The organism is Aeromonas sp. EERV15 (assembly GCF_900079845.1).
GTDB classification, from domain to species: Bacteria; Pseudomonadota; Gammaproteobacteria; order Enterobacterales; family Aeromonadaceae; genus Aeromonas; species Aeromonas sobria.
Map to the genome: position 1 here is coordinate 72,440 of NZ_FKKY02000002.1, position 24,905 is coordinate 97,344.

35 protein-coding genes and 1 other RNA gene are annotated in these 24,905 nt (G+C 56.2%); 8 read left to right on the top strand and 28 right to left on the bottom strand.

Annotation, left to right across the window (positions count from 1 at the left end; all coding sequences use genetic code 11):
- Positions 1-14: 14 nt before the first annotated feature.
- Together BN4575_RS02150 and BN4575_RS02155 are read right to left on the bottom strand one after the other, a co-directional pair.
- Complete coding sequence (locus BN4575_RS02150) at positions 15-923, bottom strand: Mu-like prophage major head subunit gpT family protein (RefSeq protein WP_029300337.1); 909 nt, start codon at positions 921-923, stop codon at positions 15-17.
- A gap of 167 nt (positions 924-1,090) precedes the next feature.
- Entirely contained in the window at positions 1,091-2,311 is a 1,221-nt protein-coding gene (locus tag BN4575_RS02155; RefSeq protein ID WP_068976953.1) for a phage protease, read from the bottom strand.
- Between the two features lie 138 nt (positions 2,312-2,449).
- Between BN4575_RS02155 and BN4575_RS21105 the strand changes: the two genes are divergently transcribed.
- Positions 2,450-4,297, top strand: a complete 1,848-nt coding sequence (locus tag BN4575_RS21105) for an ATP-dependent nuclease (RefSeq protein WP_083220974.1) — start codon at positions 2,450-2,452, stop codon at positions 4,295-4,297.
- Positions 4,298-4,495: 198 nt separating this feature from the next.
- On the opposite strand, the gene BN4575_RS02165 is transcribed toward BN4575_RS21105, so the two are convergent.
- Entirely contained in the window at positions 4,496-4,813 is a 318-nt protein-coding gene (locus tag BN4575_RS02165) for a phage virion morphogenesis protein (protein ID WP_068976955.1), read from the bottom strand.
- Positions 4,814-4,985: 172 nt separating this feature from the next.
- Between BN4575_RS02165 and BN4575_RS22030 the strand changes: the two genes are divergently transcribed.
- Positions 4,986-5,129 carry a hypothetical protein gene (locus BN4575_RS22030; RefSeq protein ID WP_172953945.1) on the top strand — a complete coding sequence of 48 codons (144 nt, stop codon included), beginning with the start codon at positions 4,986-4,988 and terminating at the stop codon, positions 5,127-5,129.
- A gap of 43 nt (positions 5,130-5,172) precedes the next feature.
- Positions 5,173-5,838: a hypothetical protein gene (locus BN4575_RS02170; RefSeq protein ID WP_068976956.1), complete on the top strand. Its 666-nt coding sequence runs from the start codon at positions 5,173-5,175 to the stop codon at positions 5,836-5,838.
- A gap of 290 nt (positions 5,839-6,128) precedes the next feature.
- Here BN4575_RS02170 and BN4575_RS22400 read toward each other — a convergent pair whose 3' ends face one another.
- The 11 genes from BN4575_RS22400 to BN4575_RS02220 all read right to left on the bottom strand — a co-directional run bounded on the left by BN4575_RS22400 (position 6,129) and on the right by BN4575_RS02220 (position 12,992).
- Positions 6,129-6,308, bottom strand: coding sequence for a hypothetical protein (locus BN4575_RS22400; protein ID WP_256028861.1), 180 nt, complete (start codon positions 6,306-6,308; stop codon positions 6,129-6,131).
- Positions 6,309-6,449: 141 nt separating this feature from the next.
- Positions 6,450-7,748 carry a DUF935 domain-containing protein gene (locus BN4575_RS02175; protein WP_068976957.1) on the bottom strand — a complete coding sequence of 433 codons (1,299 nt, stop codon included), beginning with the start codon at positions 7,746-7,748 and terminating at the stop codon, positions 6,450-6,452.
- A complete protein-coding gene (locus BN4575_RS02180; protein ID WP_068976958.1) occupies positions 7,748-9,307 on the bottom strand; it encodes a terminase large subunit domain-containing protein in 1,560 nt (519 codons plus the stop codon). The genes BN4575_RS02175 and BN4575_RS02180 overlap by 1 nt, the downstream gene beginning before the upstream one ends.
- Positions 9,307-9,882, bottom strand: a complete 576-nt coding sequence (locus BN4575_RS02185; protein ID WP_068976959.1) for a DUF3486 family protein — start codon at positions 9,880-9,882, stop codon at positions 9,307-9,309. The genes BN4575_RS02180 and BN4575_RS02185 overlap by 1 nt, the downstream gene beginning before the upstream one ends.
- 2 nt (positions 9,883-9,884) lie before the next feature.
- A complete protein-coding gene (locus BN4575_RS02190; RefSeq protein ID WP_058059547.1) occupies positions 9,885-10,181 on the bottom strand; it encodes a VpaChn25_0724 family phage protein in 297 nt (98 codons plus the stop codon).
- A gap of 79 nt (positions 10,182-10,260) precedes the next feature.
- Entirely contained in the window at positions 10,261-10,575 is a 315-nt protein-coding gene (locus BN4575_RS02195; protein ID WP_016350122.1) for a DUF2730 family protein, read from the bottom strand.
- A 50-nt stretch (positions 10,576-10,625) separates the two neighbouring features.
- Positions 10,626-10,853: a TraR/DksA C4-type zinc finger protein gene (locus BN4575_RS02200; protein WP_068976960.1), complete on the bottom strand. Its 228-nt coding sequence runs from the start codon at positions 10,851-10,853 to the stop codon at positions 10,626-10,628.
- A 167-nt stretch (positions 10,854-11,020) separates the two neighbouring features.
- Positions 11,021-11,242, bottom strand: coding sequence for a hypothetical protein (locus BN4575_RS02205; RefSeq protein WP_005353373.1), 222 nt, complete (start codon positions 11,240-11,242; stop codon positions 11,021-11,023).
- The gene (locus BN4575_RS02210; RefSeq protein WP_068976961.1) at positions 11,235-11,567 is read right to left on the bottom strand and encodes a hypothetical protein; all 333 of its coding nucleotides are present in this window, start codon (positions 11,565-11,567) and stop codon (positions 11,235-11,237) included. Before BN4575_RS02210 ends, BN4575_RS02205 begins: the two co-directional genes overlap by 8 nt.
- Complete coding sequence (locus BN4575_RS02215) at positions 11,564-12,139, bottom strand: glycoside hydrolase family 108 protein (RefSeq protein WP_068976962.1); 576 nt, start codon at positions 12,137-12,139, stop codon at positions 11,564-11,566. The genes BN4575_RS02210 and BN4575_RS02215 overlap by 4 nt, the downstream gene beginning before the upstream one ends.
- 427 nt (positions 12,140-12,566) lie before the next feature.
- The gene (locus tag BN4575_RS02220) at positions 12,567-12,992 is read right to left on the bottom strand and encodes a Mor transcription activator family protein (protein WP_068976963.1); all 426 of its coding nucleotides are present in this window, start codon (positions 12,990-12,992) and stop codon (positions 12,567-12,569) included.
- Between the two features lie 113 nt (positions 12,993-13,105).
- On the opposite strand from BN4575_RS02220, the gene BN4575_RS02225 reads away from it, so the two are divergent.
- The 4 genes from BN4575_RS02225 (at position 13,106) to BN4575_RS02240 (ending at position 15,406) form a co-directional block, all read left to right on the top strand.
- Entirely contained in the window at positions 13,106-13,411 is a 306-nt protein-coding gene (locus tag BN4575_RS02225; RefSeq protein WP_068976964.1) for a hypothetical protein, read from the top strand.
- Between the two features lie 27 nt (positions 13,412-13,438).
- On the top strand, positions 13,439-13,822 hold the full coding sequence (locus BN4575_RS02230) for a hypothetical protein (RefSeq protein ID WP_068976965.1): 384 nt from the start codon (positions 13,439-13,441) through the stop codon (positions 13,820-13,822).
- A 578-nt stretch (positions 13,823-14,400) separates the two neighbouring features.
- A complete protein-coding gene (locus BN4575_RS02235) occupies positions 14,401-14,928 on the top strand; it encodes a type II toxin-antitoxin system MqsA family antitoxin (protein WP_068976966.1) in 528 nt (175 codons plus the stop codon).
- Positions 14,921-15,406 carry a preprotein translocase subunit SecB gene (locus tag BN4575_RS02240; RefSeq protein WP_068976967.1) on the top strand — a complete coding sequence of 162 codons (486 nt, stop codon included), beginning with the start codon at positions 14,921-14,923 and terminating at the stop codon, positions 15,404-15,406. Before BN4575_RS02235 ends, BN4575_RS02240 begins: the two co-directional genes overlap by 8 nt.
- 12 nt (positions 15,407-15,418) lie before the next feature.
- Here the strand turns inward: BN4575_RS02240 and BN4575_RS02245 are convergent, their stop codons facing one another.
- The 12 genes from BN4575_RS02245 to BN4575_RS02300 all read right to left on the bottom strand — a co-directional run bounded on the left by BN4575_RS02245 (position 15,419) and on the right by BN4575_RS02300 (position 22,007).
- On the bottom strand, positions 15,419-15,871 hold the full coding sequence (locus tag BN4575_RS02245; RefSeq protein WP_068976968.1) for a gp16 family protein: 453 nt from the start codon (positions 15,869-15,871) through the stop codon (positions 15,419-15,421).
- Positions 15,871-16,137, bottom strand: a complete 267-nt coding sequence (locus tag BN4575_RS02250; RefSeq protein ID WP_068976969.1) for a hypothetical protein — start codon at positions 16,135-16,137, stop codon at positions 15,871-15,873. The genes BN4575_RS02245 and BN4575_RS02250 overlap by 1 nt, the downstream gene beginning before the upstream one ends.
- Entirely contained in the window at positions 16,124-16,381 is a 258-nt protein-coding gene (locus BN4575_RS02255) for a hypothetical protein (RefSeq protein WP_068976970.1), read from the bottom strand. The genes BN4575_RS02250 and BN4575_RS02255 overlap by 14 nt, the downstream gene beginning before the upstream one ends.
- Positions 16,382-16,426: 45 nt before the next feature.
- An RNA gene (locus BN4575_RS02260) (hammerhead ribozyme type II) lies at positions 16,427-16,496 on the bottom strand.
- Positions 16,497-16,503: 7 nt separating this feature from the next.
- Positions 16,504-16,698, bottom strand: coding sequence for a hypothetical protein (locus BN4575_RS02265; RefSeq protein ID WP_068976971.1), 195 nt, complete (start codon positions 16,696-16,698; stop codon positions 16,504-16,506).
- Between the two features lie 12 nt (positions 16,699-16,710).
- A complete protein-coding gene (locus BN4575_RS02270; protein ID WP_068976972.1) occupies positions 16,711-17,331 on the bottom strand; it encodes a DUF3164 family protein in 621 nt (206 codons plus the stop codon).
- Positions 17,332-17,341: 10 nt separating this feature from the next.
- Positions 17,342-17,521 carry a hypothetical protein gene (locus tag BN4575_RS02275; RefSeq protein ID WP_068976973.1) on the bottom strand — a complete coding sequence of 60 codons (180 nt, stop codon included), beginning with the start codon at positions 17,519-17,521 and terminating at the stop codon, positions 17,342-17,344.
- Positions 17,522-17,540: 19 nt separating this feature from the next.
- Positions 17,541-17,789 carry a hypothetical protein gene (locus BN4575_RS02280; protein ID WP_005353401.1) on the bottom strand — a complete coding sequence of 83 codons (249 nt, stop codon included), beginning with the start codon at positions 17,787-17,789 and terminating at the stop codon, positions 17,541-17,543.
- Between the two features lie 56 nt (positions 17,790-17,845).
- Positions 17,846-18,397, bottom strand: a complete 552-nt coding sequence (locus BN4575_RS02285) for a transcriptional regulator (protein WP_068976974.1) — start codon at positions 18,395-18,397, stop codon at positions 17,846-17,848.
- A complete protein-coding gene (locus BN4575_RS02290; protein WP_148610685.1) occupies positions 18,381-18,983 on the bottom strand; it encodes a hypothetical protein in 603 nt (200 codons plus the stop codon). Before BN4575_RS02290 ends, BN4575_RS02285 begins: the two co-directional genes overlap by 17 nt.
- Before the next feature lie 45 nt (positions 18,984-19,028).
- Positions 19,029-19,751, bottom strand: a complete 723-nt coding sequence (locus BN4575_RS02295; protein ID WP_058059563.1) for an AAA family ATPase — start codon at positions 19,749-19,751, stop codon at positions 19,029-19,031.
- A gap of 42 nt (positions 19,752-19,793) precedes the next feature.
- Positions 19,794-22,007: a DNA-binding protein gene (locus BN4575_RS02300; protein ID WP_068976975.1), complete on the bottom strand. Its 2,214-nt coding sequence runs from the start codon at positions 22,005-22,007 to the stop codon at positions 19,794-19,796.
- 408 nt (positions 22,008-22,415) lie between these two features.
- On the opposite strand from BN4575_RS02300, the gene BN4575_RS02305 reads away from it, so the two are divergent.
- Positions 22,416-23,162, top strand: coding sequence for a LexA family transcriptional regulator (locus tag BN4575_RS02305; RefSeq protein WP_083220975.1), 747 nt, complete (start codon positions 22,416-22,418; stop codon positions 23,160-23,162).
- Positions 23,163-23,464: 302 nt separating this feature from the next.
- On the opposite strand, the gene BN4575_RS02310 is transcribed toward BN4575_RS02305, so the two are convergent.
- Both BN4575_RS02310 and BN4575_RS02315 read right to left on the bottom strand, forming a co-directional pair.
- Positions 23,465-24,052: a histidine phosphatase family protein gene (locus BN4575_RS02310; RefSeq protein ID WP_068976977.1), complete on the bottom strand. Its 588-nt coding sequence runs from the start codon at positions 24,050-24,052 to the stop codon at positions 23,465-23,467.
- A 154-nt stretch (positions 24,053-24,206) separates the two neighbouring features.
- The gene (locus BN4575_RS02315; RefSeq protein WP_042021179.1) at positions 24,207-24,860 is read right to left on the bottom strand and encodes a helix-turn-helix transcriptional regulator; all 654 of its coding nucleotides are present in this window, start codon (positions 24,858-24,860) and stop codon (positions 24,207-24,209) included.
- Positions 24,861-24,905 lie beyond the last annotated feature (45 nt).

Here is a 24,905-nt window from a genome sequence, read left to right on the forward strand (position 1 = left end):
GCCACAACACAGGGTTAGAGGTAGTCAGCCACCACCAGCTCCAGCTTGCCTTTCAGCTCGTTACTGCTGCTGTTTGCCAGCTCTCGCTCCAGCATCTGAGTCGCCAGCTTCTCAAGGGAGGGCGGTACCACCAGCAGAGTGGCCTTCACCCCGAGCTTGCGGCCGCCATCGGCTTGAAACTCCCGCATTTTGGAGAAGGAATCCCACAGGTTGTCGGGGGTCAGCGCCCGCTTGTTGGCAAAGGCCAGCTGCCAGAAACCAAAGCCTGCGGCATCGCGGCAATCGACCCCGTAACGGAACTCCTTGCGAGTGAATACCGCCTCGTCATCGACCTTGGTCATGGCAATCAGCTGCGGTGACTTGCGATCCTGGAAGATGACCGGCTTGAGGGCGCGGCTGGTATCGAGCAGGAACCAGGGCTCCCCCTGATAACCGGCATCCACCACCAGGTTGGCGCTCAGAACAGGGGTACCCGTGCCATCGGCCTTGGGATAGACAGGGTGATCGGTGTCGAAGAAATACTGACCGTCATAGCAAGGCGTGGTGAAGCCTGCGCCCAGCAGGCCAAAGCAGAGCTCGTCGGGGTGGATACCCGCCGCCAAACCCATCTCTTGAAACAGGGGGGCATAGATACCCAGCTCGTCATCTTCGATATCGTTGCGATCGACCGCCACGGTGGCCTCGAAGTCTTCGTTGACGATCTGGTAACCGTGCGCCTTCATCGATTCGATCACCCGATCACCAACCCACTTGCGCAGACTGGGGAACTTGCCCAGCCAGCCATAGGTGTTGGACTTGGTGGTCGATTTGATCACGGTGGCGATCTTGGTGTACTGGGCAGGTGCTTCACCCTTGGCGTCTTCAAAGTTCTTCTTGAAGCCGGTGAAGAGGGCCTGCAACAGCGCGGGAGTAACAATGGCCATACGGGTGTTCCTTCTCTGGTTAAACAGGTTGGTCTGGCGGTCGCGTTCGTCCGATTACGTCGCTGCGCGGCTAATCGAACCTACCGGCCTTTTGCCTTGGCAAACTCTTCGTAACTGATACCGAGTTGGCATCGATGGGGCATACTTGTCCCCTGCATACAGCCGAGTCAGGCCAGTTTTGCCTTCGCAAACGCTTCATAGGAAATGCCGAGCTGATCGGCGGCATACTTGTCATCCGCCGAGAGCACCGCATTACCCGCTCGATCGGGCAGGATCACCTGGGTGGTCTGGCTGGCGGCCAGTGCCGCAATCGCCGGACGGGGCTCCAGCAACGCCTTGAGAGCAGCCACCCCCTTCTGGGCGGCATAGGCGGTCAGATACTCTTCTTCTGCGGCCACCACCTTGCCCTGGGTACGTGCTTCCTTGAGCAAGGTCGCTGCATCCGTGGTCTCGACCTTGGCGCTCAAGGTGGCCACTTCCGTCACTAGGGCGTTATAGGTCTCCACCGGTACATACTTGGCCAGGTCAATCTGGCCACCCTGCCCTGTGGCGACGGTCGCCTTGAGCGCAGCCAGCGAGGTGCGCTCAGCAGTGAGCGCTGCCTCCAGCTCCGGCGCCTTTTTGGCAATGGCCTGTAGGGTATCCAGAGCAGCCAGAGCGGCAGTACCCTGCTCGGCGGTGAACTGGCCATCGGCACTCGGCTGGATGCCGAGTTTGCCGAGCAGCGCGATCAGGTGTTCGTTCATGGATTTCTCCTGTTGTGCAACATGGGATGAGATGGCCAGCTGGCCGGGTTGGGTAGACATAAGGCTTGATGCTGGTAACGCACTCAAAGCGGCAAGCGCCTGCATGCCTACCACACCGGGATCATTGGTAATGGCGGTCATCCGCAGTTCCAGCGGACGGCCCTGGGCGTCATAGGGAAAGACGGCAGAAAGGAATCGATACTCTTTGGCAGCCACCAGGGCAGCAGCGCGCTCCGTCCAGCGTGGCTTGATAAAGAGCCCCTGCCCTTCGCGCCATGCAATCTCGTCACTGTTGTACCAACCGGCCGCAGGGGCTGGCTGGCCGTTCTGGTCAGTCTTGAGGGTCTGGTGGTCGTAATCGATCAGGATGTCTTGCCCAAGGGCTTTGGCTCGGGCAATCAGGGCAGCAGCGATCTGCCCGTCCAGTTGCCAGTGACCACTCGCCACATCGAACGGACGACCATCACGGGCCTTGAACGGGCCGACCGGCAGCAGCTGGTACCAGCCATCGCCTTGAGGGGTGAGCTGCGCATCGAGCACCGCCAGCCGCTCCCCGCTGACGGGGTTGGCTTGGAGGATGGCCACGAAGGGCGCGGAGTATGGGGTCTTGGATATGTTCATGCCGCCATAGTGCGGCGGCATGAAGGGGGATGGGGTTTATGGTGGGTTAGTCATTGCACAAGTAAATGAATCTCAAATGATTCCAATGGGGTTACGCTTCGGTTAGCATTAGGCTAATTGCATATAAATAATGCTTTTGTAAATAACATGGAGATATCAATGAGTTTTCCTATTACTGTTACTGCCCATATTGATAACCAAACAACCAATAATACCAGAGAGATAATTCTCCATAAGGGACTGACAACTCTAATTGGCCCAAATGGCTCAGGGAAAACACATCTTTTACGTTCATTAAAATATGCCCTCCCACCCCATTTAGAAAACAAAAAGGTCCGTTTCTTGTCTGCTGGCAGAATGAGCCCACTTGAGCACTACCGCTCAGATTACGGTGGATATGGGGGAAATCCGGATTTTGATCTTGCTCGACTAGGTAACTCATCTGATACAAGTAGAAGGCATTCAATTGAAACTTTAAACGGTGATTTTCAAACCTTATCCCAACGTGCAGACATACTAATTAAAATCCAAGAACGGTTACGCAAGCTATTCAGCAAAGATATCATGCTCGATTGGGACTCCAACGGCCTCAAGGCATCATTCATTAATCTGGATAATCCTGATAGTCAGTATTCATCAGGTAAAGAAGCCTCAGGTTTAATTCATTTAGTTGGGATATTATCTGCATTGTATGATGATGAAGTAGGTGCATTACTTATTGATGAACCAGAAGTCTCCCTCCATCCACAACTTCAATCATTCCTTCTGCAAGAAATAATTAATGCATCTGGACATCCAAATGAAGGTGGATATAAAAAAATCATAGTAATTGCGACCCACTCTACAGAAATGTTTAAGATCAATAAACCATCAGATCTACCATCAATCATATTTTGTCACGGTATATCACAATCACCAGTACAAATCCCTATAGATGCTGGTGAGTTAAGCAATAGAAAAGTAAAAGAACTTATTGCTCGACTTGGACAAGAACATAAGCTTTCCCTTTTTTCAAAGCGGCCACTTCTTGTTGAAGGCCCATCTGATACATTTGTATGCAGCGCCTTATCAAATGTATTTAATATTCACCTTGAAGCCGCTGGATCTCAGCTTTTACCTGTCATCGGTAAAGGACAAATGCCAGTTGTTGCCAAATTGTTTAGGCTAATGGGCAAAACGCCAGTAGCATTAGTTGATGCTGATGGAATTGCAGACGGGACTGAACTAATTAGTAGTTACTTAGCAGGCAATACATATGCTGATAGTCTTGCAAGTACATCCGGTGCCGCCAATGCAATGAGTATGGCGACCTCTATCTATAATGACTTCTGTCAACTTGTGGCCGATGATTGGGAAAGTATCTCATTTCTAGCAGAACGGCACCCATATTGGATAAATAGAGATCAAGGCAGCAATGATAGCATTGCCAAACGCAGATCAACATTTTGTGTACTATTTACTAATGAAACTCAATTATCTGACCATAGGTTCGTGTCCATAAAAAACAGATTCACGGCAATTCTGGATATACTAGAAAAATGCGGCCTTTTTATCCTTAGGAAAGGATCTATAGAATCATACTATTTAACTTCAGATCAAAGTACGTCCATAGGAAAACCTAATGCAGCTATTGATGAAATAGAAGCATTTACTGACATTTCTCCATCCGATTTGAAAGCTTCATACTCTGATGTGGTTAGGTGTATTCAACATGCAGCTATGACACAAGAGATAAATGAGGCCGAGGCACTCAGAACCTTGATTCTTTCTATTGTCTCACCAGCTCACGAGGCATTCAAATATGATCGTACCTCAACTAACTTTAATTCAATTGCTAGAACAATTTTAAGAGAGCGCGCGGATATTTTCGATATAACCGTTCAAGATGACATGTTGGTGGTTTCGATTAAAAGTGCCATCCTTAATGTTGCTAATTTCCCAGTGAGGCTTAGCCGAACAGATAATGTCCCATCCATTATCAATAGAGCATTGGGCATAAACTCCTAACAATAAAGGCATTTGGTGGGGTGATATCGAATTTTTGATCTCACCTCACTACACTTGGGGTTTTCGGTAGGTCTTAGCTCATGGTAAAAACCAAGGTATACAATGCTGTTTAACAGTGTTTAAACGCAAGCCCGTTGAACTAACAGCTGTCAGGCAATGCCATCGTACCAACCCCTCCATACAAGCATGCCAATAGGCTTAGGGAATGCCTGTCGTCAAATACCCCTCCAGCGTCTCCAGCACGCTCTGTTTATCCCCTTCTGACAGTCCCAGAGCGCGGCGCTCTGGCAGGTTGATCTCTGGGCGCCCGAACTGGTGGGCCGCGCCATATTCAAGCGGGGTACCGAAGTAGAGAGAGCGGGGATCGGGCTGGGCAGCCAGCAGTTCTGGCAAAGCGCTGACCGCAGCCACGCCGTTCCCCTGCTCCAGTGCAGCGAGCCGTGCCAGCAAGCTGGCCAGATAGTCGCTAGCCTCCACCAACCCCACCATATTGAGCGCACTCTCGTTATTTGCCATCTGATTCCCCCTGCTGCTTGTTGTGCCAGTGCTCGTATCCTGCGCCCAGTGAAAATTGGGCAGCCAGGTCAAATATCACGGTTTATCAACTTTTATCATTAAATCATCAATGGTATAAGATTATGAATTAGCTAACATTTCTCTCGTCATCACACACACAAGGGAGAATGTTATGACCAAGCAATCAAACCACAATGCCGATATCAGCAACCCCAACAAAGGCTCGAACGGTACCAACCCTACCTATGACCGTAATCAGGGGCACCGTGGCTGGCAATTGAATCCGCAGAACCCGAAAAGCAGCGGCAAAAAGTAAGCAAGAGACACCGGGGGGCTCGTCCCCCCTTATCTGGATCCCTATGACACAGAACGAGCAATCCACCGGCGCCAAGCGCCCCTTTAAACAGACTCGGGCCCTTATCCGGCTTGCCCTAAATGATGGTCTTACGCAAAAAGAGATCGCTGCGCTTTGCCGAACCCAGCAATCTATTGTCAGCGCGTGGGCAAAAGGGACGAAACTGGCCAATGAGGGGCAACTGACCGAATTGCTGACCCGCTATGGCCATACGCTGCGCCGCCAATCCTTTCGCCTCTATTGGTCTATCGACGATGAAACCAAGACGAAGAAATTTTATCGGGTTGAGGGCAAGGTGATTTTCCAGCACATCTTCTACAACCTGCGGCGCGAAACCAAGAGCGGGAAACTGTGCAAAAACTATCCTGAGTGGCGCCTGATTGTGCATCATCATGGGTACGATACATTTACTGTTGTATGGCAAAATCGTATCCCCATGGACAGTGGCAACACCTTACTCGATAGCCACAACGAAGAAGCTGTATGGTTCTCTGATATAACCCCATTAGTAAGCGCAAAACGATTCATACAATTTATCGATAACTTGTCGAAAGAGCCTCCGTTTGATCAATTCTCGGATACCCTTATCCTCCCCTTTCTGATCCGCCAAGCCCTGCTGCAACACGGCTTCCAGGTGGAAGGGATTGAGGAGTACCCGGCACAATGGTAGCCTCACCGGACACCCAAACAGGTGTCAGAGCACCTTAACGCTCTGAAAGGCGGCAATACCGCCACAGATTTGAGCACTCTTGCGAGTTAAGCCCTGTGAACAGCCCTTTGCTCTCACGGCGCGATTCAAATCGACAAGGGGTATGCAGGCGGCTCATACAGAGCTAGGCGAACAGGTCTCCCAGTAGCCGAAATGGCTGTATACCAACAGGGATAGGGGTGGGCGCGATACCCAAGCCGTCAGTATCTGGCCGCTTGGGTATTTTTATTTTCCCCCTGCAACCTCCCCCCTCACCCCAACCCTCTCCCTTTTTTGCGACAAAGAGTGGGAGATAGGGGCGGCTTGCGGCAAACGTGGCTCCTCGGCATCAGCGCCTGAACGGCATCGGTCAGCCCCACCAGCAAGGGAGCCAGATAGTCGCTCGCCTCCACCAACCCCACCACATTCAGCGCACTCTCGTTATTTGCCATCTGATTACCCCCTGCTGCTTGTTGTGCCAACGACAAACTGACGTTACCACCCCCTCACCCCAACCCTCTCCCGCAAGGGGAGAGGGGGCTAAAGAAGAGCGGGGGCTAAAGAAGAGCGGTCGCTAAAAACAGCAGCCGCCATCACCCCTCCCCTTTATCAGCTGGCGGTTTGCTGGCCGACGTAGCGGCAACCAGTTGCGGCTCATCGGGCTCGGCCTGCGGGATCTGCATCTTCTTGTGGGCCCAGTCGAGCGGGATGCGCATGCCGCAGGCGGCCAGCTTGGGCAGGCTGTCAGCATAACGGCAGATATCCTCCGGCTCGGTCACATCAAACTCCAACCGGGGGCTGCGGCGCGGCCCCTGGTAGCTCTTGCCATTCAGGGCATAGAGCGGATAAACCAGATCGCGGGTCAGGGTGGCGGCCAGCTGGCGCAGGTCGGCATCACGTACCTCCTGGCGCACCTCGTTATGGACATTGCCCAGAGCATTGGTCGAGCTCTTACCATCGGCCTGTGAGGTCAAGGTGCCCCCCAGAATGGCCTTGCTCATGGAGCGCTCGCACCACTCCATCATCACCACAAAGGGATCGGCCTGACCGCTAGCGGCGTTCTGGAACTCAATCTCCATCCCGCGCGGGATAATGCCCCCGGCGTTATGCCCGATGGAGAGCACCGCCTGCAGCAGGGTGGCCTTCTCTTTCTCGGTCGCTCCTTCCGGGTATTTGCCAAGGCGCACCGGCAGGCCGTAGATCTCCAGAAACTCCGCCAGATCGCGCACGCTGTAGTTCTTGAACAGAAACGGCCAGATCAGGGTACGGACAAGGCCGGTGCGGGCCAGATATCCCGATTTGGACTTGGCCTTGTGCAGCAACCAACCAAAGGGGTTGAGGGCAACCCCTTCGTGGCTGTTATCCCGCAGCCGCAACTGGTTGCGATCGTCCGGGTGGGTCTGAAACCAAGCGGGATCGCGCCAGATGATGCCCTTGGGAAGCTGCAACCCCTCCACCAGCTCCCAGCCACAGAACTCCTGGGCACAAAACCCCTTGAGTACCGCATCGGTGGCGTCAAAGATGGCATCATCAAACCAGGTAAAGTCCTCAATCAACTCGCGGATCATCTCGCTGTCGCGCTTTTCCGCAGGGGTGGCATTGCGGGGCGGCTCGATTGTCCAGCTGACCCCCAGCAGAGCGCGGCGACGTTTGCCGAGTTCACTCTGCAGGTGGGCGTCTTTCTCTTCCATGTCTTCGGCCAGCTCGCACTGGGCGATCAGGTTGCCCTGTTCTGCCTCCCTCAATGCGGCAGCCGCCCTGCTCGGGGTAAGCCCCACCGTGGGGTGTTCGCTGTAGTGACGGCGCAACTGGGCAAGCGCCGCCGAGTTCTCGGTCTGCGGCTCCTTTTCAAGCCGCAGGGGATTGCCGTTGATATCGATGATCCTGCCCATTACCAGGCCCCTCTCTCGAACGAATGATGGTTATCGCCCCTTGCTTCATCACGCTTGTTGGGCAGCGGGGTGAACTCGATAGCGCCTCCCTCCATCCAGCTGGCCCGCACCGCCATGGCCAGGGCCACCGCAAAGTCACCGTGGCGCTGTTGGCCCCCTTGACCAGTGTTTTTGCCCTTGTCGATCTTGGGGATGCCGTTGATGACCTGGATTTTCCCCAAGTCATCCTGTACGTCTGCATGGCGCGGGATAGCCAGGTTGCCATCCTCAAATTCTGCCTTGAGCTTGGGCATCCACTCCCGATACCAAGGGTCATTGAGCATCACGCACTCGATCATGCTGGCGCCCCAGCGCAGTCTGGCAGCCTCTGCCAGATAGCCGCCGTTACCGGTGGCATCGAAGGCCGCCGCCGTGAAACGGTGTAGCCCAATCAGTAAATAAAACAGGATCTGGCGCTGGCTCTCATAGGGGGCATTGACCAGCTCCACCACAAAGGGCACCCGTTTGCGCAAGTTGGTGGAGAGGGAGAGCGGCACAAACACCGACAAATCCCCCTTGCGGGCGAAGTCCTCTCCCAGCACGTGGCGACAATTGCGATCGAGCGCTTCCAGGCAGGGCTTGAGGTTCTCCTCGCACCAGATATCCACCACTGCTTTGCGGGTCTCCTCGCTCGAGAGCTCGAAGTCTTTGGGGGCGGTAAAGCGCAGAATGGGGATATCCGGTTGCATCGCCCGCTCGATCAGGGTGCGCTTGATATAGACGCCGCTGCTCTGCTTGGGTACGCAGAAATACTCCTCAAGGGCATCCTCTTCGGTGGCGGTGGCTTTGAGCAGCCCCGCTTTCCAGGCGTCCTCTGCTTCCTGCGTCCAAAGACCGCCCTTGACTTGGCAGATCCGGCGATAGAGCCCCTGGCGGCAAGCATCGTCCAGGCTGATGGTATGGATGGAATACTCTTTACGGCCCGCTCGGCTGTCGTTTATCAGCTGGTTAAACAGGTTATCGACGCCGTTATGGGTACTGATCAACCGCACCTTGGCGCCCCACATGGTCAGCGCCATGGCGGCCTTCAACACCTCGGCCAGTCGGTCGTGGAAAGCGGCCTCGTCGATGGTCACATTGCCCTGCATCCCCCGCAGGTTGGAGGGGTTGCTGGAAAGCGCCTGCACCTTGAAACCAGAGGCGAAATAGACCACGAAGGTGAGGATCGCCTTATCCTCGTCGTCGGTGAACACCTCCTCCAGGATCTCTCCGGCCGCCTTGTTGTAAGCCTTGGCCCACATCGCCACCGCATCGATAAACTCGCGGGCCATCTCCTTGTTGCTGCCCACATAGAAGTGGTGGCAACCCCCGGCCGTCTTGGTCTTGGATGCCGTCAGAGCCGCGTCAGCGGCCTCTGCCCAGGTGATACCGGTACGGCGGCTCTTCTCGGCAATCTTGAGCGGGCTATCGTCGGCAATCCAGATGCGCTGGTACGGCAGCAACACCTCGTCGGGGTTGTATTCGGTACCCAGGGTCTGGGCCAACTGCTGGGCGATAGGGGTCTGAGCAATGGCGGTCATCAGGCAATCCCCAGGATTTCGCGGCGTATCTCGGCGGCGGCTTCACCACTCAAGCCTGCCTGAGTTACAATGGCTTCGGTCTTGGCGGCGATCTCTTCGGCAAATGCCTGGCGGATCTCTTTCTCCCGCTTGTGACTCTGCATTGCAGTCGATTCGAGCCGCTGAGCCGCCAGCATGGCGTTTTTCAGCATGTCGATATCCACCGCCTCCTCCGGGTTCTGCACCTGAGCCAGCATCGCCTTGAACAGCTGGGAACGACCCAGCTCCAGAATGAGCTTGGTGGTCTCCCCCATCGGCTTATCGCCAAGCTGAGAGGTCAAGGCGGCCGTGGTTTCACGCAAATCCCGCAGGTGCTGGCCGACCTGTTCAACCTGGCTGGCATGACGGCTTAACCCGGAGCGGGAGAGCTTGAGCTCATCGGGCAACCCCGCCTCCTCGATCAGGCCGTTGATCTCATCCAGGATGGCAGCCTGACTGTTGCCCTTATCCCGCAGCATCTCATTGAGCGCGTTGCGGATGGACTCAGGCAGCAGCCACACCTTGCTGGCGCGGCCTCGGGTCGGTTTATCGGCCATGCTTAATCCTCCGCCCTGGGTTTCTTGACGCCGGGCACCGTTGCCCGGCCCTCTGCTGCGTCCTGGCCCCGCCCGGTCAGGTGAGCCACCTGCACCGTGGCCAGTCGCTCGATGCGCACCAGCCCCTGCTCTTCCAGCCAGGCCAGCAGGGTCTTCACCCGATCCCGCGTCACCCGGCCGGTACCCAACTGGTCGAGGCAGTCATTGAGGATTGACTCGTTGGCGGCACCACCGATATCCAGCAGGGAGCGCAGGATCACCAGTCGCTGCTGGGCGTCCAATATCGCTTGAATGCTCATGGCTTCTCCTTAAGTGCGGCTGGTCGCGGCAGCCTGATGAAACACTGCTGGGCCTCACATAACAGAATTTGTTGAATGCTCATGGCTTCTCCTTCTGTACAGCGGCGAGCTCATTTTCCAACAGCAGATCGGCAAGGCGGCGGGCTTGGCGCAGCTCCGGCTTCACCTCCCGCAACTCCCCCCGCAACTCGCTGATCTCCAGCTGCAGCTTGTGCAGCTCACGCTCGCTTGGCAGATCAGCCAGTACCTGCTCCACCCGCTGGACTCTCTGCACCAGGGCAGTAAGGTCTTCGCGCTTGGCGTAGGTTTTGGAGAGCAAGATGATGACCACCAGACCCACCAGGCTGGCCAACGCATAGAGCGGGCCCCAGTTCTTAACGATGAATTCCCACATGGGTGACCCCCTCGCTCTGGCACGGCAATAAATGCGGCCTCCTGTTCCCCTTAACGATGAAATCCCACACGGGTCGCCTCCTTGCGCTCATACAGGGTCTGGCACTCGATACAGCGTTCGGCACCAGGCTCGGCTGCAAGGCGGGAGGGCGGGATGGCTTCGTCACAATCGCAGCAGATACCATCGCCGTGTGGCCTTGCCCTGTTCTGGTGGGCTTCGATAATGCGCCCAGTCCGATCGGCATCGGCCTGCTGGGCGCGGTCTATATGGTCTGTCACATGACCTCTCCCGGAGCCCATCCCATTAGGCTATTTCACTTGCCATTTTGGCCCTGGACAGTGCTCGAAAGCCTCACGTACTGCGTGTACGCTGCGGTTTCTGCGCGCTGTCCGAGACCAAACTGGCTGCGCCAATCACGCCCACTGGAACAGGCTCATACATTGTTCTAACGGACGGTATGAGTCGCCTTGATGCGGCCCCAGATGGCGAGCAGGCCACCCACCGCACTGGCCAGATCCACCAGGGTGGATGCCAAGCTGGCTTGGGTACCCGCATCGACCGGCACACCGAACAGGCCCGCAATACCGGCCCCCACGGCAATCACACCACCGATCACGGTGCGGCTTTTAAAGGCAGATTTCGCTTGAGGTAACAGGGAATCAGGCATGATGGACTTCCTTCTTTTGGGGTTGAAATAACAGAGGTTGGGAATGACGGGCACGGGCCCGCAGGCGATCCAGTTCGGTCACCGAGCGCCACCCCTTATTTGTCAACAAAGAGCCGAAGAGGGATTGACGGGTCTGGTGGTGGCTATAGAGCGGGATCGCCTCCGGGTCAGCGATCTGATTGGCCAAAGCGGCCTTGAGATGGGCTTTGCGCCCATCCTTGAAGCAAGCGAGATAACGGGGGTTCTTGAGCTCAGGGATGCCAAAGCAGCCCGCAGCCTGGATCGCGGCCGCCGCCTTCTGTTGCTTGATGGTCAGCACGCTCATACCACCACCTCGCCAACCACGTCAGAAAGGAGGTAGCTCTGCAGACGCAGCAGCCGGTTGATCCAGCCATCGGCATTGGCCCACTGGCTCGGGTCTTTGCGCACAATGCCGTGCATGAAGCTGGCCCGCTGCATCATCAGCGCCAGCAGGAATGAGGTCTCCCCCTTGGCGCCCAGTTGCTGCTTGAGCCTGCCAATCGACACCGGGCCAAGGCGGCCATCTGCCATCACCCCCAAGACCTGCTGCAGCTGTTGGATGGCGCGTTTCGGCCCGTGATGCACCGCAGCATCAAACACGGCGATAGAGAGTGCCGGGCTTAAGCTGGCGATCAGGTCACAGCGGGCGGGAGCCCAGTAGTTCTGGCGGTAAAAGGGCTCGGTATGGGTCGGGGTCAGAGCGCCGATAGCAATATCGGGTACCCCATCCCGATCGAGGTCGGCCATGCCGTCCTTCTTGCCATCGGCAGCATCGGCGATGCCGTACTTGGTATGACCACCACGGTCGGCGGGATGGTTGACTTCGCCCCCTTCCACATCGGGACGAAGCAGCCATTGAAGTGCGAGTGATAACATAAAGGCCCCTCGGTGAACTGCGTTATCAGCAGCGTACCGAGGGGCCTCTATGGCATGGGTTTATGGTGGGTTAGAAGTCTAACTTGCCAACGTGATCACATCGTATTTGCAGTAGTTATAAGTATGATGGTTAGATTTTTACCATCTTACGCACAACCATCAAAGCCACAACTATATAGGAGTAATAACATGGGTAGGGAAAAGCGCCAGCTTGAAGAAACCGAAGCCGCATGGGATCGTAAAGCTCAAGCGGAATCTTTGCGCTGTAATGTCTGTTCTCAACGAATCATTTATAGCGAACGTACAACGTATTATGAACAAGGGCTGTGCGCATATTGCGCCCACCAAGCGAACAAAGACGATTAAAACCTAACAAGCAAAAACCCCGCCGCAGCGGGGTTTCTCTTTAATGTGAGTCGTATCGCTATTAATAGCCGAACAAGTCCGGTTGATGACGGCGCCTAGTCAGCTCTCGTTGCTCCGCCACCACAGCATAAGTCTGCGGCACTGAAAGGCCATGCTTACGGGCCAGCTGGTCAATATTGCGGCCATTAAACTCATCCCAGATGGCCCTATCACGTAGCGCCGCTTTGAGATGATCCCCGGTGGGGATGTAGTAGGCACGGCCACCCATATAATGGGCCTGTACCAGCGCCAACTTTCGGGCCTGAGCCTTGGCCTGTTCTTGTGCCATCCCCCCTCTGACCAACTCGCAGGCCAGCACATCCACCAGCTCGCTCAAGGCTTTGGGCCATTTGGCCGTCAGTTCGGAGGCCGGGATCTGGTCAAGGCGATCGACAAGCTGCCCCAGCGAGGCGTGATCATCAGCAAAGAGATCCTGATTTTGTTCCATGACTCCCCCGGCAAAACAGAAAAAGCGGTGCGCCGATTAGAACACAGGCCATTTTATGCGCACATTTTTTAGCGCATACTGAGTCCCTCGTTATCAAATGGAGATTGAGACGAATGAAATGGAACGCACGCTTTAAAGAGTGGCTGCTCGATATGATGATCATGCTGGATATGGCACCAGCAGCCTTCTTCCCTGCCTATGCTTGCACTGTGATTGGCTTGCTGCTGATGATCATCCCCGGCTTTTTTCAACCAGACCCGATGCAATTTGCGGAGGGTACGTTGCACCTTCACATCGCACCCACTGCGGTTTTTCGTGTGATCTGGGCTGCGCTGGCATTTATCGGCCTGATGATTATGGTTAGTGGCATCTATCTCACCCACACTCGCCTGAAAACTCTCAGAAATCGCTTCTATTGACCTGCTGACTTGCACCAAGGATGGGAAATGGCACGACGTTATTATCGGCGCAAACGGGGCTCACTGGTCAGCGATACTGCCAGCACCATGCTGCGGATCAGCTGGCTAGGCGCACTCATACTCGGGGTGGCCGGTTTCATTATCTTCTCTCTGCTTGTGCCCTGGTTTTTGCAAAGCTTGCTGGCATCGCAACAACATGCCATATCACCGGGCACCTTTGACCCGACCCCCTTGCTGGATCAGGTGTTCGGTCGCCGTCTGCACTGGGCTGAAAGATTGGGTGAAATACTACTTTGGCTTGGGGTAGTCGTCGCAGCACTAAAGCTCTTTTTGGGAAATCTGTCTAACTACTACCACCATCCCGGCCTGCTCGGTTTTCTAGCTCGCTTGCTGGCGCGGTGGAGTGACTAGACAAAGCTGGCGGATGTAGTTCAGACATCCGGGGTAGAACCCACTGTCCCCCAGCCATTATGATAGTATTGTCATCTAGCCTCGCACGGGTATGTTTTGTGAGCTGCACACCCTTTCATCAAAGAATAAGTGGAAAAAAGTTACCATAATGGTAAATAATGTCAGTGCCTACACAGGGCAACCACCCGCAGAGGGCGCATCTGATGCCGAGCGTCGTCTAGCTGGTCCCCTTTATAACCCAGCCGATGTGCTGGCAGTGTTGTCAAGCGGGAGCACTATCCCATGGACAAGAGATTGCAAGAGTGACTTGCAAGGATTGGCGTTTGACGAGGCTGATATTCAACAGTTGCTGCGTGACACACTGCAGCATGGGCGGTACCTCAATTCTCAATGGTGTGTACAACGCCCAACTGGCCCTTGGGCTGCTTGTGACGCATACCAATTAGGCCGAGATGAGTGGAATGAGTACGCGTACAGGGATTTGCGCGTGGAGTACTACATCAAGTTCGCGATAGGTAAAACAGGCAAGATACTACTATTGGTATCGGCCCACGTACCTACACGCTAGGAGGTTCAAGATGGCTGCAACCGTATGCCCGATTTGCGAATCGGGCCATCTGCATCATCAGATTGAAGATATCGAAGTCGAATACATGGGTCACACTGCCATGCGCCCAAGCCACTACTCTGTGTGTGACGCTTGCGGTAGTGAGCAGGCAACGGCTGCCGACCTACGGCACAACAAACGAGACACACTGGCGTTTAGAAAAATGGTGATGGGTCTCCTCACTGGAGCCCAAGTACGAGCATTACGGCAACGCTGGGGGATGACCCAAGAAACCGCTGCGCGTGTATTTGGTGGTGGTCCTGTCGCATTTTCCAAGTATGAAGCGGACGATGTTATCCAGTCTGAAGCCATGGACAAGTTATTGAGACTTGCTGATGAGATGCCCTTGGTTCTGCAACGACTGAGACGAGATGCAGGGGTCGTCTATCAAGCGCAAGATCCATGGCAGATCGTTGCTATCGATATGGCAAACGCCGGACGTCAGCAAGCGGTCATCACGACCAGACGTAACTTCCAGCATGAGGTTAGTTATGGCTAAGGCCAACAAGGTACTGCAAGAGGCCATTGATGCTCTTGTTATCAACGACGTCTACTTGCATTCCTCACATGCAGCTTGCCTTGATGATTTTGATCCAAAGTACTTTAGCGATATGGATCAATTGCAGGTGCAGCAAATGCACATTGTTGAACAAAGCCAGTTACTGACACTGGATGGTGGGCAAGAACTGCTGCGAATTTTTATCCGTATGGGCACTCGCTGGATCCAACCTGTTACAGAGGGTGAACATGACGAAGAAAATGAGCCTCAAATCAAGGCAATCATCGAAGCTGACTTTGTTGCAGAATACCAAGTCAAGACGGCACTATCGCAAGAGTGTATAGATGCGTTTTCTTTGCAAAACGCCAGCTATCATGTCTGGCCTTACTGGCGAGAATATCTCTGCTCCCAATGTGAACGGATGAGGTTACCCAGAGTTGTTTTACCCACTTTGCAAGTTCCTCGATCAAACAAGTAACCACTCGCACCATTAACAACGCTGTGACCACTTTTTCAGCGCCTCCAGCACTTTGACGGCCAGAGGCGCATCCAGCCAGCCCACCTCGGCCACCCCTACCCCACCGTTTAAACGGACGGTCATCCGTTGAACCCAGTGGTTTAATGCGGTTTCCGAACCATCCCTGACGATGCCAAGGCGGGCCATCTCGCACCAGATGGCCCTGATCTTGGCAATTTCATTGACCCTGACGTGGCTACCGGCCGCTGGACTCAACCGTTTGTTGGCTGCATGGCGAGCAGGTTTGGGAATAAAGCCCGCCGCCTTGAAGGCAGTCAGCACCTGTTCCAACTCCTGTTCGTTCAACAGAGCGGCGCTGCGCTTGCCGGTGTGGCTGGCCAGCAGGTCTCGGTAACACTCGTCATCGAGCGCCAACGCACGGCGCCCCACCTGTACCAACCGGATCAGTCTGCTGCGCTTGTCCATCACCTATCCCCTCCCCGTTCTGCATCGCTGTCATAATGCTGCCCGGCAACCCTCAGCTGTTGGTAGTGCTCATTGAGGCACCCCCGACACCAACTGGAGAGCCGGGTGGCATCACTCGCCAAACCGAAAAACTCGGTATCCCATGGCCAGAACTCGCCACAACGGGGGCAGCGCTGCTCCAACCCCAGTTCGGTGATACAGGCCCGACCGCTTTGCAGGCGGCGAGCCAGAATATGGGGAGCTAGCAGGGGGCTATAGATGGCCATGGCGATCCCCGGTTCCGTGTACCCCACCACAATCTCTGGCCGATTTGGCCTGCTGCAGTTCGGCCACCAGCTGCCAGCGCATCTGGCAGGCTTCTCCGGCCAGCGCGTGAAAACCACGGGCGCGCGCCTCTTTATCAAACTGTTTGAGCTGTTTGCACACAGCCCGCTTGTCAGCAGCTACCAGTGCAATGGCTGCGCTGCTGAATATCTTGGTAAGCCGAATATCCATCTCTGTTTTGGTCATCGCCGTGCTCCTTGTATCAAGACGGTGAAGACCTGGGCCCAGATCGTTTGGTTGCTCATCAGTACCCGGCCACCACACCGGGCAGACAGAGCGGCATCGCCGCCCTGTTTCGCATCGGGTCATTAATCGAACTGCAGTGGCGTCACCCCTTGATACTCCTCGACATTGAGGGGCGCGGGCCCCAGCCCCAGCGCCCAGAGCAATGCTGCCTTGATGCCATCCTCATAGGTATCGTCGGGGTAGCAGGTACCCTCAGTTTCGGTGATCTGCTCACAGAGCAGCAGCTGCTCTTCGGCTTTTTCCACGTTGATTTCCATCACGCTTCCTCCTTATACCTTGGCCAGATCCAGGCTCATCTGGATGTAACGCCCGTGGGCGTCACGCTCATAGAGCCGCAGATATTGGCTGGTACCGGTCACCTGGATGGCATCGACAGCAGCTTGCATGGCCAACAGCCAATCCGGGTCATAGATATTGAGCTGGCGCAGGGAGAGCACCTGATTCACGTCGATATGACCGCTCTTGGATACCCGAAAGGCATGGTCTACCAGGGCGCGGATCTCGCTGCTGGCGCCATCGCTCCAGCGTTCGATGCACTGGTCGATCAGCGCTTTGGCGGCCTGGATCCGTTCATCAAATTTACGGTGCTCCCCCACTGCCCGAATGAGCTTGTAACGGCCATCAAAACTGAGCAGGGTCACGTTGCCCTTGGTACCGCCCCATGCCACGCCGTACTGCTCGGCGGAGAGATCCACAAAGTCGGCGATCTGTTGCATGGCGCCAATCTTGAAGGCGGCCAGCTGTGCGCGCTGCTCGCGAGCAGCGGCGATAATGGCCAGCACCACTTCATCGCGCAGCTTGTCTGCCGGGGCGATCAGGTTTTCCGGTACCCAGTGCCCCTGGGCGTTCTGGCGCATCGGGGTGGTACTGCTGGTTTGTGCTTCTTGCATGGGCTTCTCCTTAATGGCTCTTGTTGCTGCCGGGCACCGGAGGGCACATCACGGCGCTGTACTGCTCTGTTGTCGCGCTCGCCAGCTCCTCTTGGTGGGTCGCGCTGCAGAATTCGAGAAACTTGGGTAACTGGCGCAGCACCACCCGCGCCAGCGCCTCGTCTTCTATCTCAAGCTGGATTTTGCTCATCTCATCGCCCTTGTTGGTTTCAGGATTCCTGGCGCCAGTGGAGCAAGCAACCCCCAAAGCGCACCAGGGCGACTTCACGCACAACGCCCGCCAGACATTCACGGCTTAACACGGCGCGCGCCTGCATCTCTTTGGGCAGTGGCCCGGTAACAGCCAGCAGCGGGGTATGGCAAACCCGACTGGTGCGAACGTCATATCCCTTGGCCGTCAGCCAGTGGCTGAGTTGCTCGGCGGTTTTTTGCAAATTGCTGTGCAGATGCTTTTTCATCCCGTTCTCCTTGTGATCTCGTCACTGGGCCCACCGCGAAAGAGCCCCGCCAACCGTTATTTGCCTGCTTGCTTGTCGAGCAGCCGGTTGTATTTGATGGCCATGATTTTCAGCTCTTCGGCCAGCAGCTCACTCAGAATGCGCAGGCTGCTGCTGGCATTGTCGCCATCGCTTTTGGCCTGACGGCGCAATCTGGAGAGGGTGGCCTCGGCGTCATAGCGAGCCGTTTTCTGTGACCCTTTGCCCTGCTCTACCGATAACCGCATCGGGCGGCGCAGTTGTTGCTCCTCCGTCAGCTGGCTATGGGGACAACCGCTGCGGCATGCCTTCCAGAGCTTGATATCCATCGGACTGCTACCCACTTCGCTCGGGCCACGACGTTGGTGAGCGAGACACTGATGAGCAGGGATATCCCCCAGGATGGGGCACCTCACCTTGTTGCCCATCAGGGCCCCTTCCACCAGGGTCTGTACCCTTGCCATATCGCCGGGATACTTTTCGTTGCAGACCTGGCTGATGGTGGTGCGAGAGAGCCCGAGCTTCTCGGCGACCTGGGCCAGCGAACTGGCCGCCACTTCGGCCTGCAACACCTCAAGCCACGTTTCCATGTGTCTCCTCCTCCCGTTGGAACGGGTATAACTGCTGCTGGTTTTGATCCCAGCAACCATGGTCACGGCACAGCGGGGCATAACGGCCTGTATCCCTGACCAGCTGATAGCGTCCTGTCAGGCCGTGTCTGGCGGGTACAGGCAGCAAACTGTCAACTTTGAACAGCACCTTGACGTAACCGGCTTTTACCAACCTATCGGTGTAAAACCAGGCTTGTTTCTGACCCGTCTCTGCCGTCAGCATCAGGTCTGTCAGGGTGAAGAAGCGGCTGATCTTCATGGTGTTCCACATTTTCTGTTGATTGGTTTTGCGCTTGTTCCTGCATTTGGGCCGCTTCTGGCCACTGCTTTTGCCAATCGGTGGCATGTATTGAGCGCTAACCACTTTGAAATAGGCCGGGCGGGATACCACGCCGTCCGGGTGTTTAATGAGGTGGCCAGCGGCCAACCAGTCACGCACGACCTTGTAGATATGTGCCTCAGACATTCCCGTCACGGCGATCACGTCCTTGATCAGAAAAGTCTCTTGCTGGCACATCCATTCCCAGGCTTGCAACGTCATTAGCGTTGCTTTTGTATCAACCACTGGAATCCCTCCCGTGCTTTGTTTTTATTGGCTGTAGCCTGACGGCTAGCGGCTGCGACGCACGTCATGAAGCAACTCGCTGGCGTCAACGTCCTCCAGCCGGATAATCCGGGCATCAGAGGCCATCGCCATTTTTTCAATCTTGTCGAGGGCCGAGACGATGGTGCGCACCACGCCGTTGGAGCGCTTGCGGATCAGATCCAGCAGTGCATCATCGATCTCCACGTCCACCTCCAGCATTTCGCTGGCAATCAGGGACACGTCATCGAGATCGGCCGGTTTGAATTCAATCCATTGGGATATGCGGTTAAACAGCTGCTTGCGCTGGCTGATGCGGCGGGCAATCTCTTCCATCCCGACCAAGATCAGGGGTTGTTCGGTGGCATCGTAGATATCACGCAGGGTCTCCATGATGCGGGCATTGCCGACCACGTAATCGGCCTCATCCACGAAGATGGCCAGCTCTTCGGCCCGCACGGCTTCGACAATGCTATCGACCTGGGCGCGCAGGTTGTGGCGCTGGGGGATGCCGATCTCTTTGGCAATCTGCTCCAGCAGGCTGGTCACCGTGTCGGCCTTGTAGCAGCGGACATAGATGCCGTTCACTTCGTCCTGGTTGAACAGCCACTCCACGGCAGTAGTCTTGCCAAAGCCGGAGGGGCCGTGGATCAGACCAATGCCTGGCACGATGCTGGAGCGGTTGAGCAAGTTGTCGAGCAGCTGCTCGGTCTTGATCATGTTTTTGACTTCAACGATCTTGTGTTTCATAGTGGGTTTGTCCTTTGTTTTTGGGCCTTTTCGGGCTACTCGCTAACCTTTTGCCTGGGTGCGGCGGGTGGCCCGAACTTCATCCAGATGGCGGTTAATGCGTTTTGCCATCAGCTTGTGGCTGTAGAGGTATCGGGTCAGCCACTCCTTCTCCCGCTCTGTCAGCGGGGTATCCAGCTCCCGCTCTGCCAGATAGATGGCTTGCTCGTACTCGGTCTTGAGTGCTCTCGATTCCTGCCCTGCGGTGGCTTGCGCCCGCTGCGCTTTCGCTTCTCGTCTGGCTTCTATGGCGGCCAGCTCTGCCGCATTGAAACGGGTGGGTTCAGCGGGCGCTGAGACCCCGGTGAGCGCGGCCAATGCCGGGTTATCAAGGGTGAGATCGCGACGACTGAACGCTTCAATACCCTTGGCCTGATCGACGAAGTGGCGCACCACATCCTGATGGAGCTGGTCGATGCCAAAGGTCTTGGCAAGGTTGCGCATCTCGCGGCGAAAGCTGGCCAGCGCCTTGGCATCGGCTTTTTTGGCCGCCCGGAAGGCATCAGGACTGATGCCATTGCCCAGCAGGTCGATGTTGATGGCCTCGATCCGCTCGTTCCAGTCGCCGGTGCGGTACAAGATGGCGCGCCCCACATCGCTCGGATCGAGGAAGACGCTGACCCGCTGGCTCTTCCAGTTGTGCTCCAACAGTTCGGGGGCGCTGTATTTGAGGCCACCGGCCTTGATAAAGCCTTTGGAGACGGTCGCTTCACCGATATGGTTGAGCAGCAGATCCAGCGCAGCTTCATCAGGGATCGCGCGGCGCTGATAACGGGCCAGCTGGTACTTTTCATTGGGGCTGACCCCGAGGGCACTGTGCTTGCGGTTGTGGTAACGGGCATCGAGCCAGTTATCGAGCAGGGTTTGCAGTTCGGCGGCCGTCATGGCCAGCTCGTAAATCTCTTTTTGCGCATCCGGTTTGCGCTTCTCCTCCAGCCGCTGGGCAAAGCTCTTGCGCGCCTCGATCACCTGACGGTCTGCCACGCAGTGGCCGATATAGGAGGGCAACAGCTCGATCAGGCCGTGGCTCAGGGTGCGGAAAAACCGTTCGATATGGGGTTTCTCCCACCCCGAGTAGGCGTTGGAGCGGCTGACGTTCATGCCAAGCAAAGTGCAGATGGACATGACCCGCTGGCTCACGTAATCAGAGCCGTTATCAGTGCGCATCACGCCGTTATCGTTGAGCGTGCCCCAGGCCAGCAGGGTCTTGCGCAGCAGCAGGCAGATCCCCTCGCTCGATGAGCTCTTGGCCACCAACAGACGAACGCGACGGGTATACACGTCGATCACCGCAATGATGCTGTGGCGACCATCCACCAGCATGGCATCGACCGGGGTGCTATCGAACTCCCACACATCGTTGGGCTGGGCCATCCAGGGATACATCTCCTCGATCGCGCTGCGGTATTTGTTGTTGTAGGCATCCGGGTTAGTGGTATAGGTAAACGCCACCTTGTTCTCTGCCAACCATTTCACCATCCAGCGGCGCAAGGAGGATTGGCTGGGGATCTGCCATCCCAGCTGGTTCATTTCGCTGTATTGGCTGGCCAGTTCGTGCAGCGCCCCCCACTTGTTGGCCAGATGGGGTTTGGTAGTGACCAGGGCGGTGAGAAACTGGGCCAGATCCGGGCTCTGTTCGACGGTTGATGGCCGCTCCCGCTGATAGTTGCCAGCCAGGGCTGCGGGGCCTTCATCCGCCAGCGCACTTTGCCAGCGGCGCAGGGTGATCAGACTGAATGGCTTTTGCCTTTCATAAACGCTGACAGGCAGGGCGAGAGTGCGGGCACGGTATGCCTCGATAAAGGCGCGGCGACCCACCTCCCCTTGTTGGCAAGCGTGATAGGGGGCCAGGAAGATATCGGCGGCCTGCAGGATGAGCAGTCTGGCATCGACCTTCTGGCGAGCCCCCTCCCCCAAAGTCAGCAATTTGCGGCCAGCCTCCGGTTTGACTGGCACCTCGCGCACCAGCAACTTGGCCATGGCCTTGCCACCCGCTGCATGGTCGGTCACCGCATGACCTTGTGCGGCCACGGCTTGCTCTGCCAGGTAACGGCGAGTTTCGATCGGCATTGAGCCAATGTGGTATTCGGCCCCTTTGCCTTTCTCGCGCTTGCGGCTTTGCCATTCTTCACGCTCGGCCTTTTTGCGCACACCATCGGGGTAAGCGGGCATGCCGACCAATCCGGCCAGCGCCTGGGCGGTGTACCAGGTGCTCATTGGTCACCTCCCAGCAGGTCGATCCCCAGCGATTCGGACAGCAGGGCCATGATGGCGCGGCTTTCCCGACGCTTGGGGCTAATCCCTCTGGCCGGAGCATAGTGTTTGATGCAACGCTGTACGGCTCGGGGGTGCAACCCTTTAGCGCGGGCCCAAGCAGCTTGGGAATATCCGCATTTTATGAGCTCAGCCCTGATCCACTCTGGTGTTTTCCCTGACATACTCACCCCGTTTCGGTATCATCAAGTGTCGCAGCGCGTATCTTTGTCATTCATAAAAGAATGATTTTATGTCGCAATGCGTCACATATGAATGATTGATCACCCCAAAAAGATTGACAAGTCTTTTTGTGCGGAATTTTTTGTCTATCGACTCCCCAGCATTAGCCACTAGCCGAGAATTCCTTGTATGTCAGAGCGTTATGAAGAAAAACCACAATCAGTACAAAAAGACGGTGAGGTATCTTTTCTGACGGCGGGAATGGATAGTTTGAGTGACCGTCTGGATGAGCTGCGCGGGAGTCTGAGCTACAAGGCATTTGCCGAACTGGTGGGGATGAGTGAGTCGGGGATACGCAAATACTTCCCTCCGTTTAATTCACTGCCCACCATCGACAAGGCGCTGCGCATCGCGCGGACGTTCAATGTGAATCTGGAGTGGCTGGCCACCGGTCAGGGCCCGAAACATCCCGATGGAGCGGCCGAGCAGACGGTGCGACGTGAGGAGTTTGATGAGGAGTACGCGCTGATCGATGGCTACCATGTCACCGTCAGTACCGGCCATGGTGCGTTTAATGATGATCATGAGGTTAAACGCAAGCTGGCCTTTCGCCGCAAGTGGCTCACGTTTCGCAAGTTAAACCCGGATAACCTGGTGGTGGTCTTCGCCAAAGGCGACAGCATGGAGCCCACCATCCACTCTGGGGACTCTATCCTGGTCGATATCAGCAAGAATCAGATCGAAGATGGATCCATCTTCGTGCTGCGCCTGGGAGAAGAGCTCTACGCCAAGCGCCTGCAGAAAAACTTCGATGGCGGGATCACCATCATCAGCGACAACCGCGATGATTACCCCCTGCAGGTCGTGCCAGCCAACCAGCTGGAGAACTTGGCCGTGATCGGCAAGGTAGTCTGGGCCGGGCACGACTTTTTTTAACTGGTGGTGCTACAGACAGTCGCTTAAACCCGGATTTAAACCACTCGCTGTCACACAAAAGAAAAAACAGGCGGCCAGCCTGTTTTTCATTTTCAGTGCATCGACTAGCTGCCTGACTCGAAAGTTTTCATTTTGCGGTTAAACGGCTTGGTTTAACCACATCACGCTACAAGCCCCGCAATTCCTGAGTTTATCCCGCCATCTCCCACTTGTTTTCACCAGCTCCCGGTTTTTCATTCTTGGTGGTGGGTTACACGAAGGTGGCCATCATACTCCATGCCATGGTGCCCACCTCACAGCAACTAGCAGGCAATGCGGGTGATATGGCCATCCTGCAGCTTATAGAAGGCATCTTGCGGCAACTCCTGTGACCAGGTCGCCTCATAGTCGAGATCGGCATAGACGCCACGCAGCATGGCGCCGAGCAGGCCGTGGGAGATGACTATGGCACGTTCAGCGATCGCCGGGTCCTGCAACCACTGGTGTGCACGGCGCTGGATGCTCTCGAAACTCTCTGCCCCCGGTGCCTGCAGATACCAATCCCCCTTGCCGGTATCGAGTTCGGGGTGGGCAAGCCGCAGCGCCGGGATCTGGCAGCTCTCCCACTCCCCCATGCCGAGCTCCATCAACCGATCGTCCCAGACGATGCGATCCGCTGGCAACCCCAGTTGCTCGCACACCAGCAGCGCAGTTTGACGGGCTCGCCCGAGCGGGCTGGCATAGACGGTCCAGCGGGCGGGATCCGCCAGCTCGTCGGCGAGCCGCCGCCCCATGGCGATGGCTTGCGCCTCACCCTTGTCGGTCAGGTCGGAGTTGCAACGCCCCTGCAGACGCTGCTCGGCATTGAATCGGGTCTGGCCGTGGCGCAGCAGATAGATGAGTCGAGACATGGTTTCTCCAGCACGTTCAGATAGATAGAAATATGAAGGGGGACGATGATAGCAGATGAGCCCGGGAGATGACGCAAACAGGCCTGTTGAAGCAGGCGTAAAAAACGGGTCACTGCTGACCCGTTTGCTGTCAATTTGGCCAGATTGAACCGGCTCAGCCCTTCTTGATCTCCCGCAGATAGCGGTAGATGGAGTGAACCGAGATGCCGAGCTGGCGCGCGGCGATCTGGGCGCTGTCTTTGAGCTCGAAGATCCCCATGTCGTGCAGCTGGTTGACGATGATCCGGGTCTTCTGGGACGGCGGCACCGCCTCGTTGCCACGCACCTCGGCACTGACGGTGTCGATGGTGCTGTTGAGCGCTTCGTCGATGTTACGGGCGAACACCTCAGGTGTGGCATGGCTCTCGTGGGGATGCATGCACTCCGGCATCATGGTCCGCAGCACGGATTGCAACGGGGCATCCATGTCGCTATTGATGCAGAGCAGCCCGATTGCCTGATGCTCACTATTGCGAATGACGGTGGTCAGGGATCGCAGCGTCTTGCCGGTCGCACACTTGGTCATGTAGGGGCTGGAGATATCCTGCCCGCTCTTGAGCTTCATCATCGCCAAATTGGTGATGGGGGCGCCGACACTGCGGCCAGTGATATGACCATTGGCAATCTTGATGATCGAGGGATTGCGCCCATCCAGACTGTGGAGCAGCACCTCGGTGTGCTGGCCATACATGGCGGCGATGCCGTCCACTATGTTCTCCATCGACTTGAGGATCTCAAAATCGCTCGGACTCAACTCTTGCAGCTTCACAATGGGACCTTCTTGCAAGGACTGCTACACGTGGGGTAAGGCCAT

Coding starts and splice junctions, on each gene's coding strand:
- BN4575_RS02150 (WP_029300337.1), bottom strand. CDS start 923: ATGGCCATTGTTACTCCCGCGCTGTTGCAGGCCCTCTTCACCGGCTTC.
- BN4575_RS02155 (WP_068976953.1), bottom strand. CDS start 2,311: ATGCCGCCGCACTATGGCGGCATGAACATATCCAAGACCCCATACTCC.
- BN4575_RS21105 (WP_083220974.1), top strand. CDS start 2,450: ATGAGTTTTCCTATTACTGTTACTGCCCATATTGATAACCAAACAACC.
- BN4575_RS02165 (WP_068976955.1), bottom strand. CDS start 4,813: ATGGCAAATAACGAGAGTGCGCTCAATATGGTGGGGTTGGTGGAGGCT.
- BN4575_RS22030 (WP_172953945.1), top strand. CDS start 4,986: ATGACCAAGCAATCAAACCACAATGCCGATATCAGCAACCCCAACAAA.
- BN4575_RS02170 (WP_068976956.1), top strand. CDS start 5,173: ATGACACAGAACGAGCAATCCACCGGCGCCAAGCGCCCCTTTAAACAG.
- BN4575_RS22400 (WP_256028861.1), bottom strand. CDS start 6,308: ATGGCAAATAACGAGAGTGCGCTGAATGTGGTGGGGTTGGTGGAGGCG.
- BN4575_RS02175 (WP_068976957.1), bottom strand. CDS start 7,748: ATGGGCAGGATCATCGATATCAACGGCAATCCCCTGCGGCTTGAAAAG.
- BN4575_RS02180 (WP_068976958.1), bottom strand. CDS start 9,307: ATGACCGCCATTGCTCAGACCCCTATCGCCCAGCAGTTGGCCCAGACC.
- BN4575_RS02185 (WP_068976959.1), bottom strand. CDS start 9,882: ATGGCCGATAAACCGACCCGAGGCCGCGCCAGCAAGGTGTGGCTGCTG.
- BN4575_RS02190 (WP_058059547.1), bottom strand. CDS start 10,181: ATGAGCATTCAAGCGATATTGGACGCCCAGCAGCGACTGGTGATCCTG.
- BN4575_RS02195 (WP_016350122.1), bottom strand. CDS start 10,575: ATGTGGGAATTCATCGTTAAGAACTGGGGCCCGCTCTATGCGTTGGCC.
- BN4575_RS02205 (WP_005353373.1), bottom strand. CDS start 11,242: ATGCCTGATTCCCTGTTACCTCAAGCGAAATCTGCCTTTAAAAGCCGC.
- BN4575_RS02210 (WP_068976961.1), bottom strand. CDS start 11,567: ATGAGCGTGCTGACCATCAAGCAACAGAAGGCGGCGGCCGCGATCCAG.
- BN4575_RS02215 (WP_068976962.1), bottom strand. CDS start 12,139: ATGTTATCACTCGCACTTCAATGGCTGCTTCGTCCCGATGTGGAAGGG.
- BN4575_RS02220 (WP_068976963.1), bottom strand. CDS start 12,992: ATGGAACAAAATCAGGATCTCTTTGCTGATGATCACGCCTCGCTGGGG.
- BN4575_RS02225 (WP_068976964.1), top strand. CDS start 13,106: ATGAAATGGAACGCACGCTTTAAAGAGTGGCTGCTCGATATGATGATC.
- BN4575_RS02230 (WP_068976965.1), top strand. CDS start 13,439: ATGGCACGACGTTATTATCGGCGCAAACGGGGCTCACTGGTCAGCGAT.
- BN4575_RS02235 (WP_068976966.1), top strand. CDS start 14,401: ATGGCTGCAACCGTATGCCCGATTTGCGAATCGGGCCATCTGCATCAT.
- BN4575_RS02240 (WP_068976967.1), top strand. CDS start 14,921: ATGGCTAAGGCCAACAAGGTACTGCAAGAGGCCATTGATGCTCTTGTT.
- BN4575_RS02245 (WP_068976968.1), bottom strand. CDS start 15,871: ATGGACAAGCGCAGCAGACTGATCCGGTTGGTACAGGTGGGGCGCCGT.
- BN4575_RS02250 (WP_068976969.1), bottom strand. CDS start 16,137: ATGGCCATCTATAGCCCCCTGCTAGCTCCCCATATTCTGGCTCGCCGC.
- BN4575_RS02255 (WP_068976970.1), bottom strand. CDS start 16,381: ATGACCAAAACAGAGATGGATATTCGGCTTACCAAGATATTCAGCAGC.
- BN4575_RS02265 (WP_068976971.1), bottom strand. CDS start 16,698: ATGGAAATCAACGTGGAAAAAGCCGAAGAGCAGCTGCTGCTCTGTGAG.
- BN4575_RS02270 (WP_068976972.1), bottom strand. CDS start 17,331: ATGCAAGAAGCACAAACCAGCAGTACCACCCCGATGCGCCAGAACGCC.
- BN4575_RS02275 (WP_068976973.1), bottom strand. CDS start 17,521: ATGAGCAAAATCCAGCTTGAGATAGAAGACGAGGCGCTGGCGCGGGTG.
- BN4575_RS02280 (WP_005353401.1), bottom strand. CDS start 17,789: ATGAAAAAGCATCTGCACAGCAATTTGCAAAAAACCGCCGAGCAACTC.
- BN4575_RS02285 (WP_068976974.1), bottom strand. CDS start 18,397: ATGGAAACGTGGCTTGAGGTGTTGCAGGCCGAAGTGGCGGCCAGTTCG.
- BN4575_RS02295 (WP_058059563.1), bottom strand. CDS start 19,751: ATGAAACACAAGATCGTTGAAGTCAAAAACATGATCAAGACCGAGCAG.
- BN4575_RS02300 (WP_068976975.1), bottom strand. CDS start 22,007: ATGAGCACCTGGTACACCGCCCAGGCGCTGGCCGGATTGGTCGGCATG.
- BN4575_RS02305 (WP_083220975.1), top strand. CDS start 22,416: ATGTCAGAGCGTTATGAAGAAAAACCACAATCAGTACAAAAAGACGGT.
- BN4575_RS02310 (WP_068976977.1), bottom strand. CDS start 24,052: ATGTCTCGACTCATCTATCTGCTGCGCCACGGCCAGACCCGATTCAAT.